The organism is Pseudomonas sp. Wu6 (assembly GCF_019891515.1).
Lineage (GTDB): Bacteria > Pseudomonadota > Gammaproteobacteria > Pseudomonadales > Pseudomonadaceae > Aquipseudomonas > Aquipseudomonas orientalis_A.
Genome location: NZ_JAFLXH010000008.1, coordinates 119,985 through 132,159, shown reverse-complemented (window position 1 = coordinate 132,159; position 12,175 = coordinate 119,985). Strand labels below are relative to the sequence as shown.

Below are 12,175 nucleotides of genomic sequence, written 5' to 3'. Positions count from 1 at the left end.
CACCGCATTACCCGGCAGGGAAGTGTGTTAGAAGCGCGCTTTAGGCGTCGCGGATGGAATCGGGCCTTCGCCGCCCAACGGTCGGAACGCCGACTGATCCGCATCGTAAGCCCGGATTTCGCTGGTCTCGATGTTGTAGATCCAGCCATGAATAAACAATTGGCCATTGGCCATGCGCGAAGCCACGGAAGGGTGGGTGCGCAAGTGCTGCAACTGGGCGATGACGTTTTCTTCGGTCAGTACCTTCATGCTCTCGCCTTCATTGGCGCAGTCGCAGTTGTCGTGGACCATCGTCTTGGCGACCTCGGCATGACGCAACCAGGCCTTGACCGTCGGCATCTTCTCGAGGCTGTCGGGATTGAGCACCGCGCGCATGGCGCCGCAATCGGAATGCCCGCACACGATGATGTGCTGTACGCCAAGGGCGAGTACCGCGTACTCGATGGCCGTGGAAACACCGCCGTTCATCTGACCATAAGGAGGGACCACGTTACCCACGTTGCGGGTCACGAACAGGTCGCCGGGCGAACTTTGGGTAATCAACTCGGGCACGATGCGCGAGTCGGCGCAGGTAATGAACATCGCGCGCGGGCTCTGGGCCGTGGCGAGTTTCTTGAAGAGTTCTTCCTGCTGGGGGAAGACGTCGTGATGAAAATGCAAAAAACCGTCGACGATGTGCTGCAGCGCTGCATCGGCGGTTTCCGCCACTTGAGGGGCTGAAGCCGACGCAGCCAACGGCTGTTTATCCTTATCACTCATGATTCAACCTCTTGATCAATGCAGGGGAAGTGTTCAAGTCAGTTCGACGCTCGGGCGGTGAAATAGTTGGGAAACTCCACCGACCAGGGCGCCGACTCATTAGTCACTCGTCGAACAAGGTACCCGTCGAAACTTAACTCAAACTGAATGAACCGCTCTAGATCGAGGGTTTCAGTGATATTAAAACGCGACTATTCCTACGGTAGTTTCCCATTTGTCTTCTTCCTACAACAATGCCATTTGCCTGCCCGGTGGGCAAAATGCGGTGCAATCGAGATTGAAGCCTTCCCGGCGATTGAGCCCCAGGCGTTTGATCGCCTTGCTGAAACGCTGTGCCAGCAGATCGGCAAACGGGCCCTCACCGCGCATGCGCACCCCGAAGCGGCTGTCATACACCTCGCCACCACGCACCTGACGCACCAGGCTCATCACATGCGCCGCGCGCTGCGGGTAATGCGCCGCCAGCCACTCCTCGAACAGCGGCGCCACCTCGAGCGGCAGGCGCAGCATCATGTACGCGGCACTTTGCGCACCGGCGGCATGGGCCTCGGTGAGCAGGCTTTCCAACTCGCTGTCGTTGATCATCGGAATCATCGGCGAGCACAGCACGCCGACCGGAATACCCGCCTCCCGCATCACCCGTATCGCCCGCAACCGCGCCTTGGGTGCCGCCGCACGCGGCTCCAGGATGCGCTTGAGCTCATCGTCGAGGCTGGTGAGGCTGATCATCACCGCCACAAGCCGTTGGCGGGCCAGTTCGGCGAGCAGGTCCAGGTCGCGCAGGATCAATGAGCCCTTGGTGATGATAGTCACCGGGTGCCGATAGCGCAGCAGCACTTCGAGGGTTTGCCGGGTGATCCTGTATTCACGCTCGATAGGCTGGTACGGGTCGGTGTTGGAGCCCAGGTTGATCGGCGCGCACACATATCCCGGCTTCGAGAGTTGCTGCTCCAGCACGTCGGCGGCATTGCTCTTGGCGATCAACCGGGTTTCGAAATCCAGCCCCGGTGACATGTCCCAGTAGGCATGGCTGGGCCGTGCATAGCAGTAGATGCAGCCATGTTCGCAGCCGCGATAGGGGTTGATGGAGCGATCGAACGGCAAGTCCGGCGAGTTATTGCGGGTGATGATGGTCTTGGCCGTTTCGATACGCACTTCGGTGCCCTGGGTGGGCGGCACTTCCTGGAACCAGCCGTCGTCCTCGGCCACGCTGACGGTGGGGGCGAAACGGTTGTGCAGGTTGGTGGCCGTGCCCCGGCCACGGGGTGGCAGTGCAGTGGTCATGAAAACGCCTCGATACTGTTTTTATATACAGTATCGAGGCGCGCGCTATCTGACCAGTGCCGTTTGGCGGTCAGTGCTTTTGCGTGACCTGCCCCAGATCGTCACCCGAGGTGGTGCGCATATCGCTCTTGCGCAGGTCGGCCACGTCGCTTGCGCTCACGGGTGCGCCCTGATTGCCCCAGCTGCCGCGGATGAAACTGACCACATCCGCCACTTCTTGGTCCGACAAGCGCCAGGCGAATGCCGGCATGGTGAAGGTCGATGGCGCAGCGTGGGTGGCGGGCAAGGTGCCGCCGTTCAGCACGATGTTGATCAACGACGTGGCATCCGCCGTCTGCAGCACCGGGTTGCCCGCGAGCGCCGGGAACACCCGGGTATAGCCATGCCCATCGGTACGGTGGCAGGCCGCGCAGTTGTCGATGTACACCGAGGCGCCCGGCTTGCTGTCATCCCCTTTCCAGAGCGCCTGGGCCACTTGTTGGTCGTACTGGTGCGGCTGGTCCTTGGGGTCCACCGCCGGCAGGCTCTTGAGGTAGCGAGCGATAGCGGTCAGGTCGTCCTGGGACATGTATTGCATGCTGTGGACCACCACATCGCTCATGCCGCCGAACACCGCGCTGCGATCACTGCGACCGGTCTTGAGAAATTGCACCAGTTGCTCTTCGCTCCAGCTGCCGAGGCCGTCCTTGTGGTCGCCGCGCAGGCTTTTCGCAATCCAGCCTTCCAGCGGCGCGCTGCCGGACAGGAATGCACTGCCGTCGGCGGCGCTCAGGGCTTTTTCCTGCATGGTCAGGGCGCGCGGTGTATGGCACGCACCGCAATGGCCGAGGCCTTCGACCAGGTAGGCGCCACGACTGACCACCGGATCGGCGGTGGTCGGTACCTGATGCTCCTCGACCGATGGCGCGAACATCCAGCGCCATGCCGCCAGGGGCCAGCGCATGCTCAACGGCCAGGTAATATCACTGTCCCGGTTCTGCTGGGCGACCGGCTCGACGCCTTTCATGAAGTAGGTATATAGCGCCTGCATATCGCTGTCGCTGACGCGTGCGTAAGACGGGTAGGGCATTGCCGGGTAAAGCGTACTACCGCTCTTGGCGACGCCATGGCGCACGGCCTTGTCGAAGTCTTCGAAGCTGTAGTCACCCAGGCCGGTCTTGTCCGGTGTGATGTTGGTGGAGTAAATCACGCCAATGGGGGTTTCCATCGGCAGGCCGCCGGCGAATGGCTTGCCGCCCTTGGCGGTGTGGCAAGCCACACAATCACCGGCGCGGGCCAGGTATTCACCTTGCTTGATCAGGTCGGTTTCAGCCGCACTGACCGAGCAACTGCTCAGCAGCGCCAGAGAGGCGATAACGAGTGCTTTCATGGTCATCGCTCCTTATGCCTGAACCAGCGGGCCGGGGTTTTTCAGGTACTGCTCGCGGATTGCCCGAGCCGACCAATAGGTCAAAGCTGCCACCAGACCGGTAGGGTTGTAGCCCAAACCTTGTGGGAAAGCAGACGCCCCCGGGACAAACACGTTGTGTACATCCCAGCTCTGCAGGTAGCGGTTCAACGCGCTGGTTTTCGGGTCGGTGCCCATGATCGCGCCACCGTTGAGGTGCGTGGTCTGGTACGACGCGGTATTGAAATGCTCACCGACCTTTTTGCCGAGAACGGCAATTGCCTTGGGATTCATCGCCTGGGCGACCTTGCCCATTTTTTCCATCATGAAGCGGTTCATCTTGATGTCGTTTTCCTGCCAGTCGAAGGTCATTCGCAACAGCGGCAGGCCGTAGGCATCGCGGTAAACCGGGTCCAGATCCAGGTAATTGCTGCGGTAGGACTGATGCGCACCGTGGGAATCCATCGACACCTGGTGGGTGTAGTAATCGGCGGTGGCACGCTTCCACGCGCTGCCCCAGGCCGGCGTGCCCGGCGGGTTGGAAGTGCCGGCAATCGGCCGGCTGCCCGCCTGGTTGACCCACATCGGCGAGCCGCCCACGAAGCCGTGGGGGCCGTGGTCGAAGTTGTCGGCGTTGAAGTCGTCGATGGCCACGCCATTGCCGCCCGCGCCGATAAAGTTGTTGGTGTGGGTGTCCTTGTCGAAGAACGCCTTGATGGTGCCCATGTTCTGGTAGGCAAAGTTCCTGCCGACCACGCCTTCATTGGTAATCGGGTCGTAAGGCTTGCCGATGCCCGACAGCAGCATCAGGCGCACATTGTGGAACTGGAATGCGCCGAGGATCACCAGGTCCGCCGGTTGTTCGCACTCCCGACCCTGGCCGTCGACATAGCTCACACCGGTGGCTTTCTTCCCGGTGCTGTCGAGGTTGACCTTGAGCACATGGGAATTGGGCCGCAACTCGAAATTCGGCACCTGGCGCAACGCCGGCAGGATGTTCACGTTCGGCGACGCCTTGGAGTACATGTAGCACACGTAGCCACTGCAAAAGCCGCAGAAGTTGCACGGCCCCATCTGCGCGCCGTAAGGGTTGGTGTAGGGCCCGGAGGTATTGGCCGACGGCAGGTTGTAGGGTTTGTAACCCACATCAGCAGCCGCTTTCTGAAACAACTGCGCGGAGACCGTGTTTTTCTGCGCCTCCAGCGGGAAGGGGTTGGAGCGATCCGGTGCATAGGGGTTGCCGCCGCGACCTTCACCGACCAATTGACCCTTGACGGTCCAGGCCTGGCCGGAAGTGCCAAAGACTTTTTCCGCGTAGTCGAAAAACGGCTCCAGTTCTTCGTAGCTGACGCCGAAGTCCTGGATGGTCATGTCCTTGGGAATGAAGTGCTTCCCATAGCGTTCCTCGTAGTGGCTGCGCATGCGCAACTCGATGGGGTCGACGCGAAAATGCACGCCCGACCAGTGCAGGCCTGCACCGCCGACGCCGTTACCCGGCAAGAAGGCGCCGAGCTGACGGTTGGGCAGGGCGACGTCATTCACACTATGGCGAATGGTCACGGTTTCTTTGGAAATGTCCTGGAAGAGCTTTTTACGCACGCTGTAGGTCAATTCGTCGATGACCTGGGGATAGTTGCCGTCCGGGTAGGTGTCCTGCATCGGGCCGCGCTCCAGCGCTACCACGTTGAGGCCGGCCTCGGTCAGTTCCTTGGCCATGATCGCACCGGTCCAGCCGAAGCCCACGATCACCGCGTCCACTTTCTTCATGATGGTCGCCACGCTCATGCCCTCTCGCCGCGAATGGAAACAGCCGGGAAGGGGTATTGCTCGTTGCGCTCCACCCAATCCATGAAATCGGCGCGGGCGCCGGGGAAACCGATCATGGTCCAGCCGACCATGCCTTTGTTGCCACCGTGGATGGGGTCGCAGAAGAAGCCTTCCTTGGTGTTCTGCAACAGCAGGTTGAAGAACATCTTTGGCGGCACTGCCGCGAAGTGAGCGCTCACTTCACTGCCACCCGCCTCAAGGCGGCGCAACATGTCGTCTCGGGTAGCGCTGTCTTGCGCAGCAAAAGCTTTACCGTTGAACGCCTTCGACCAGGCATCCGTCGCGGCGATACCCAGGCGATAGATCTCCTTGGGCACCAATTTGCTCTGCCAGCCCATCTCCGGCGCGGCGTCGGCATTGAAGGGGCCTTGCATGAACCACAGCGCGCCACTGGCGTACGGGGTGTTCATCTGACGGTCGATGTATTCCGGCGCACCGGCTTCCAGAGCGCCTGGGCCCTGGGCATCGGCGGGAATCAAACGCTCGACGGCAGCGTTGATAAACGCCCATTCCTCGGCGGTGAAATAAGTCGGTTCATACGCCTTGTCACTGGGAGCCGGCTGGACTGGCGCGGCCTGGACAGGCTCGGGCGTGGCCATCAGCATCGAACCGCCAAGGCCGGTACTGGCAACCGTGACCACCGGGATCAAGGTCAAGGATTTGCGCAAAAAATCACGCCGGGGGTTGTCTTGATCTTGATCAGACATGGGTGCACCTCATCATGTGGTCACGGGTATATCAGCCGCTTCTGGGAGCAGCGTGAAGGTTTGCCAACGAGTGGGATCCAAAGACAGAACACTTTCGCAAACAATATTTACAAATGATAGCAGGCTAAGAATTGGGAAGAATCTCTTCAATAACAAAAACAGCGGATCAGATCTGATGATTCACAATTCTTTGACGAGCACCTCACGCCCCATTCACCCCGTGCGTACGACTCTGGACATCATCCACATTGCCCAATTCGGTTACGTTAAAAATGTTCAAGATTCGACTGTTGCCGGCCTTCGGCTTGGCACTGATGGCCCTGATCACTGCCGTTAATGTCCACGCCGATAGCACCACCTCTTCCATTCGCTCGCCTGAGTGGGCCCAGCCAGTGGGTGATCAATACAATCTGCACCAGATGACGCCCACGCTCTATCGCAGCGCGTTGCCAGACAGTGATGCAGTGCCCGTGCTGGAAAAACTGAAGATTGGCACGGTGATCAACTTTTTGCCGGAGTCCGATTCGGCTTGGCTGAAGTCAGCGGATATAAAGCAGGTGCAAATTATTTATCGTACCAACCATGTCGACGATTCCGATGTGCTGGCGGCACTGCGAGCGATTCAAGAGGCTCAGGCCAACGGCTCGGTGTTGATGCATTGCAAACACGGCTCTGACCGCACCGGGCTGATGGCCGCGATGTATCGGGTAGTGATTCAGGGATGGAGCAAGGAAGACGCACTCAACGAGATGACTCTGGGCGGCTATGGCAGCAGTAACGGCTTCAAGGATGGCGTTCGTTACATGATGAAAGCCGATATCGACAAGTTGCGCACAGCCTTGGCGAATGGCGATTGCAGCACCAGCGCGTTTGCGCTGTGCTCGATGAAAGATTGGATCACCACAACGGGCAAGGAAGAGAAAGAATTGTAGGAGCGCGCTCGCTCGCGAAAAACTCGATTACGCCACGTTTATCCAGGAAACACGCGTTATCGTTAACGTTTTTCGCGAGCAAGCTCGCTCCTACAGTTAAGTGCCGCTTTAGTCTTTTTTCAGCTTCGGGTTAGGAAAGAACTGCACCGCTTGCACCTTCGGGTCCGCCGGCGCTTTCAACGCCGAGGTATTGACCCGCGTGCCCAACTCCCTGGGCACTGACAGCCCCTGATCATTGAGCGTATCGGTATAGCCGCAGGCCACACATTCGCGGTGCGGCACGTTGTCCTCGGTCCACATCTTCAGCTTGTCTGGCTCGCTGCACGCCGGGCAGACCGCCCCGGCGATAAATTGCTTTTTGGTAATCACAGGCCCTTCACTCATGCTGCCGCGTCCTCACTCAGGCCGCTGTGGCGCAAGAGTGCGTCAATCGACGGCGCCCGTCCGCGGAAGTCGACGAACAACACCATCGGCTCCTGGGAACCGCCCCGTGCCAGGATCGCTTCCCGGAAGGCGCGACCGGTCTGGGCATTGAGCACGCCGTCTTCTTCGAACTTGGAGAAGGCATCCGCCGAGAGCACTTCGGCCCACTTGTAGCTGTAGTAACCCGCCGCATAACCGCCGGCAAAGATATGCGCAAAGCTATTGGGGAAACGATTGTAGGCCGGCGGACGCATCACCGAGACTTCATCGCGCACACCGTCGAGTACCTGCGCCACACTGCGTCCGTCGCCGTGGGTGGCGTGCAGTTCGAAGTCGAACAGCGAGAACTCGAGCTGGCGCACCATCATCAGGCCGGACTGGAAATTCTTCGCCGCGAGCATTTTTTCCAGCAGGTCCTGGGGCAGCGGTTCACCGGTTTCGTAGTGACCGGAAATCAGCGCCAGGCCTTCAGGCTCCCAGCACCAGTTCTCCATGAACTGGCTCGGCAGCTCCACCGCATCCCAGGCCACGCCATTGATACCGGATACGCCGGCGTGTTCAACGCGGGTCAGCAGGTGGTGCAGGCCATGACCGAACTCGTGGAACAGGGTGGTGACTTCATCGTGAGTCAGCAGGGCAGGCTTGCCACTGTCGGCCGGAGTGAAGTTGCACACCAGGTTGGCCACCGGGCTTTGCAGCACGCCATCGATGGTGCGGCGGCGGTCGCGGGCGCCGTCCATCCAGGCACCGCCACGCTTGTTGGCGCGGGCATACAAATCAAAGAAGAAGCGGCCGACGTGCTGGCCGTTTTCCTTGATCTCGAACAGGCGCACGTCCGGGTGCCAGGCGTCGAAACCTTTCTGTTCGGCGATTTCAATGCCGTACAGGCGCTGCACAATGGCGAACAGGCCGCCCAATACCTTGTCGATCGGGAAGTAGGCGCGCAAGGCTTCCTGGGACACGCTGTAGCGCTGCTCGCGCAGTTTTTCGCCGTAGAAACCGCTGTCCCAGCTTTGCAGATCAGGGCAACCTTGTTCAGCGGCGTAGGCCTTGAGCTGCTGCAGGTCCTGGGTGGCGAACGGCTTGCTGCGCCGGGCCAGGTCGCGCAGGAAACTCAACACCTGATCGCTCGACTCGGCCATTTTGGTGGCCAGGCTCAGTTCGGCGAACGACGCGTAGCCCAGCAATTGAGCCAGTTCCTGACGCAAGTCGAGGATCTGTTCCATCACCGGGCCGTTATCGTTCTGACCGGCATTCGGGCCCTGGTCCGACGCGCGGGTGCAGTAGGCTGCGTAGACTTCTTCACGCAGGGCACGGTCCTGGGCGTAGGTCATTACCGCGTAATAGCTTGGAAATTCGAGGGTGATCAGCCAGCCATCGAGACCTTTGGCCTGGGCGGCGGCGGCCATTTGCGCCTTGGCCGAATCGGTCAGGCCGGCGAGGGTGGCCTGGTCGGTGACGTGTTTGGTCCAGGCCTGGGTGGCGTCCAGCAACTGGTTGGAGAATTTGCTGCCCAGCTCCGACAGCTTGCTTTGCACGTCGGCGTAGCGCTTCTGCTGCTCGGGCGGCAAATCGATACCCGACAGGCGGAAGTCGCGCAGGGCGTGTTCCAGAATGGTCTTTTGCGCCACATCGAAACCGGCGGCTTCGGGGCTGTTGGCCAGGGCTTCGAAGGCCTGGAACAGTTCACGGTTCTGCCCCATCTCGGTGGAGTAGGCGCTCAATGCCGGCAGGCAAGCCTCATAGGCTTCGCGCAACTCGGCGCTGTTACACACGGCGTTGAGGTGGCTGACCGGGCTCCAGGCCGCGCCCAGGCGATCATTAAGCTCGTCCATGGCCAGGACCAGGCCCGCCCATGTCGGATTTTTGCCCTGGCTTTGCAGGATGTCTGCGATCGCTGCACGGTTGTCGGCCAGGATCTGTTCGATGGCCGGCTGGACATGCTCGGCACGGATCGCCGAGAACGGCGGCAGGTCGTAGGGCTGCAGAAGAGGGTTGTTCGCGCTCACGGTTGGCACCTTGGCTGAAGAAACAGATAAGACAAAGATGGGGCCATCTTAATTACAATCAACACCCACCGCAGCTATCAGTACAACAGAGAGAGGCTATCGTGACCCTTCGCACCTATCAGAATCACACGCCAACCCTGGGCACCGGGGCGTTTGTCGATGTTTCGGCGGTGGTGATCGGCGATGTCGAAATCGGCGCCGACAGCTCGGTCTGGCCATTGACGGTGATTCGCGGCGACATGCACCGCATCCGTATCGGTGCGCGCACCAGCGTGCAGGACGGCTGTGTGCTGCACATCACCCACGCCGGCCCGTTCAACCCGGACGGTTTCCCGCTGTTGATCGGTGACGACGTGACCATCGCCCATAAAGTCATGCTGCATGGCTGCACCGTGGGCAGCCGCATCCTGATCGGCATGGGCAGCATCGTCATGGACGGCGCCGTGGTGGAGGATGACGTGATCATCGGGGCCGGCAGCCTGGTGCCGCCGGGCAAGAAACTCGACAGCGGCTTTTTGTATGTCGGCAGTCCGGTTAAACAGGTCCGCCCGTTGACCGACAAGGAGCGTGCCTTTTTCACCTACAGCGCGGCGAACTACGTGAAGCTAAAAGACCTGCACATCGCGCAAGGATTCGACCAATGACCCTGCACCACCAGACCGTGCTGTTCGACCTGGACGGCACCCTCACCGACCCGCGCGAGGGCATTACCCGTTCGATCCAGTACGCCCTCGGCAAACTGGGCATCGACGAGCCGGACCTGACCCGGCTCGAACACTTCATCGGCCCGCCGTTGCTGCAAGCGTTCATGCAGTTCTATGGCTTCGACGAGGCCAAAGGCTGGGAAGCGGTGAATTTCTATCGCGAGCGCTTCAAGGTCACGGGGCTGTATGAAAACCAGGTATTCGACGGCGTGATGCCACTGCTCGAAGAACTGAACAGCCAGGGCCGCCAACTGTATGTGGCGACCTCCAAGCCGTGGGAATTCGCCCGTGAGATCGCGCGGCATTTCGACTTTGCCAAGCACTTCAAGGTGATTTACGGCAGCGAGCTGGATGGCACACGCACCAACAAGGTCGAGCTGATCGCCCACCTGATGCGTGAAGAAGGGCTGGACCCGGACACCACCTTGATGATCGGTGATCGCAAGCATGACCTGACCGGCGCGCGCAGCAATGGGCTCGACTCGGTGGCAGTGGGTTATGGGTTTGGCAGCTTTGAAGAGCTGAATGCCGAAGCGCCGACCTGGCATTTTGAGACGTTGGCAGAAATGCATCAGGCGTTTTTGCGGCGGACTTGAGGCCGCCATCGGGGGCAAGCCCCCTCCCACAATTGACCTGTGTACACCGCTCAAAATGTGGGAGGGGGCTTGCCCCCGATGGCGGCCTCAGGGCCGACCAGGATGTTGGATCAGATTGAGTACATATCCGTTTCTGCGGTAACGGCCACTTAGGGTTCCGCCCTGACGGCGGGTCACTTTGGAAAAGCCCCAAAGTAACCAAAGGGCTCTTGCCCCACCACTCGGCACCTCGCTTGGGCTCGGTGTGCCCTCTCTCCGGCTTGAATCCGTGGGCCGCCGCAATGGGCCATCCATGGCCCAGTGCGGCTAACCCGGCGTCCTGCCGGGTTACCCACGGATTCAAGCCTGCGTTCGGCCAGCGTGGTTTAACGGGGCGCCTGAGATCAAGATCAAAAGCAGATCAAGAGCGACTCGCTTCGCATCGTGGTTACGGTTGAGCGCTACAGAGTTGTGTAGATACCTATGCCCCGATGAGGCCCTACTGGTCAACCTTCTCCAACCGCCTCAACGCCGCCCTGCGCTGCTCCACCGGCAGCCCTCCCAACGTCTCCACCGCCCGATAGAACTTCACCCAATCCCGCCCTTCCTGCGCAAACAACGCCGCAAACGCCGGCACCCACTGGTCGTACAGCCCGAACGGCAGCAGCCGCGCGTTGTTCATCGGCTGGTTGATCCACGCGTCATAACGCTTGTCACCGCCCCACTGGCTGTCGCGCAGGTGACGGTACTCACGGCGCAGGCGCTCGAACTGCGCGGCCTTGGCCTGGCGCATCACCTCAGCCGCCAATGGCTGGGCGTAAAGGTTTTCCAGGCGTTTGCGGGTAGCGAGAATCAACTGGGTAAACTGGTCGCGCTGCTGCAACGTCGCATCGCTCAGCGGCGCCAGGCCACGGGCGGCGCGCCATTGTCGCGTACCTTCCTGCTCGACAAAGCTGGCAAATGACTCATTGAACTCGGTGTCGTCCTTCACATAGAAGCGCTGATGCGCCAGCTCGTGGAAGATCAGGGTGGCCAGACGTTCATCGCCCCAGTTCATCATCGAACTGATGATCGGGTCATTGAACCAGCCCAGTGTGGAATAGGCTTCGACGCCGCCAATCGACACGTCCATGCCTTGTTGGCGCAGCAATGCCGCTTCGCCACGCGCGGCGCCCTGGCTGTAGTAGCCGCGATAGGCCACGCAACCGGCGATGGGGAAGCAGTGGTTTTGCGCTGACAGAGAAAATTCCTGCGTGGCGAAGACATTCCACACCACATAGGGTCGACCAATATCGGCATACAGCCGGTAGCTTTGATTGTCGGGCAAGTGCAGCTGTTCGCTGGCGAACGCACGGGCCTTCTGGGACTGAAGCAGATGCTCACGCAACCCTTGAGGACGAGCCGGATCGGCGATGACTTCGGCCACCGGTTCCCGCGCCCGCAGCAGTTGCCACTGGCCACTGGCTAACTGGCCGTAGTAACTGACGCTGGAGCAGCCGCTGAGCAGCATCACCAGCAACCCAGGAAGAAAACGCCTGATCATGCCGCGACCGCTCCTGGGTACGCTT

Annotated in this window: 11 protein-coding genes; 3 read left to right on the top strand and 8 right to left on the bottom strand. The window is 60.5% G+C overall.

Translation table 11 applies throughout. From position 1 onward, the window contains the following. Window positions 1-27: 27 nt before the first annotated feature. From J1G34_RS07985 to J1G34_RS07965, 5 genes are all read right to left on the bottom strand, one after another. Window positions 28-759, bottom strand: coding sequence for a carbonic anhydrase (locus J1G34_RS07985; RefSeq protein WP_065895266.1), 732 nt, complete (start codon window positions 757-759; stop codon window positions 28-30). Between the two features lie 225 nt (window positions 760-984). After that, window positions 985-2,043, bottom strand: a complete 1,059-nt coding sequence (locus tag J1G34_RS07980) for a PA0069 family radical SAM protein (protein ID WP_065933603.1) — start codon at window positions 2,041-2,043, stop codon at window positions 985-987. A gap of 70 nt (window positions 2,044-2,113) precedes the next feature. Then, the gene (locus J1G34_RS07975) at window positions 2,114-3,412 is read right to left on the bottom strand and encodes a cytochrome c (RefSeq protein WP_222993746.1); all 1,299 of its coding nucleotides are present in this window, start codon (window positions 3,410-3,412) and stop codon (window positions 2,114-2,116) included. 12 nt (window positions 3,413-3,424) lie between these two features. Continuing rightward, on the bottom strand, window positions 3,425-5,209 hold the full coding sequence (locus J1G34_RS07970; protein WP_065895305.1) for a GMC family oxidoreductase: 1,785 nt from the start codon (window positions 5,207-5,209) through the stop codon (window positions 3,425-3,427). A gap of 2 nt (window positions 5,210-5,211) precedes the next feature. Continuing rightward, window positions 5,212-5,964 (bottom strand): gluconate 2-dehydrogenase subunit 3 family protein, encoded by a 753-nt coding sequence (locus J1G34_RS07965; protein WP_065895263.1) that lies wholly within the window; start codon window positions 5,962-5,964, stop codon window positions 5,212-5,214. A 272-nt stretch (window positions 5,965-6,236) separates the two neighbouring features. Here J1G34_RS07965 and J1G34_RS07960 point away from each other — a divergent pair, with 272 nt between their 5' ends. Then, the gene (locus J1G34_RS07960; RefSeq protein WP_065895262.1) at window positions 6,237-6,896 is read left to right on the top strand and encodes a dual specificity protein phosphatase family protein; all 660 of its coding nucleotides are present in this window, start codon (window positions 6,237-6,239) and stop codon (window positions 6,894-6,896) included. Window positions 6,897-7,004: 108 nt separating this feature from the next. Here J1G34_RS07960 and J1G34_RS07955 read toward each other — a convergent pair whose 3' ends face one another. Next, complete coding sequence (locus tag J1G34_RS07955) at window positions 7,005-7,280, bottom strand: YheV family putative zinc ribbon protein (protein WP_065886753.1); 276 nt, start codon at window positions 7,278-7,280, stop codon at window positions 7,005-7,007. Then, window positions 7,277-9,328, bottom strand: coding sequence for an oligopeptidase A (prlC, locus tag J1G34_RS07950; protein WP_065895261.1), 2,052 nt, complete (start codon window positions 9,326-9,328; stop codon window positions 7,277-7,279). Before prlC ends, J1G34_RS07955 begins: the two co-directional genes overlap by 4 nt. A 101-nt stretch (window positions 9,329-9,429) precedes the next feature. Here prlC and J1G34_RS07945 point away from each other — a divergent pair, with 101 nt between their 5' ends. Both J1G34_RS07945 and J1G34_RS07940 read left to right on the top strand, forming a co-directional pair. Continuing rightward, entirely contained in the window at window positions 9,430-9,972 is a 543-nt protein-coding gene (locus J1G34_RS07945; RefSeq protein ID WP_065886751.1) for a gamma carbonic anhydrase family protein, read from the top strand. Further along, complete coding sequence (locus tag J1G34_RS07940; protein ID WP_222993744.1) at window positions 9,969-10,628, top strand: HAD family hydrolase; 660 nt, start codon at window positions 9,969-9,971, stop codon at window positions 10,626-10,628. Before J1G34_RS07945 ends, J1G34_RS07940 begins: the two co-directional genes overlap by 4 nt. A 478-nt stretch (window positions 10,629-11,106) precedes the next feature. On the opposite strand, the gene J1G34_RS07935 is transcribed toward J1G34_RS07940, so the two are convergent. Beyond that, window positions 11,107-12,150 (bottom strand): aminopeptidase, encoded by a 1,044-nt coding sequence (locus J1G34_RS07935; protein ID WP_065936514.1) that lies wholly within the window; start codon window positions 12,148-12,150, stop codon window positions 11,107-11,109. Window positions 12,151-12,175: the final 25 nt, after the last annotated feature.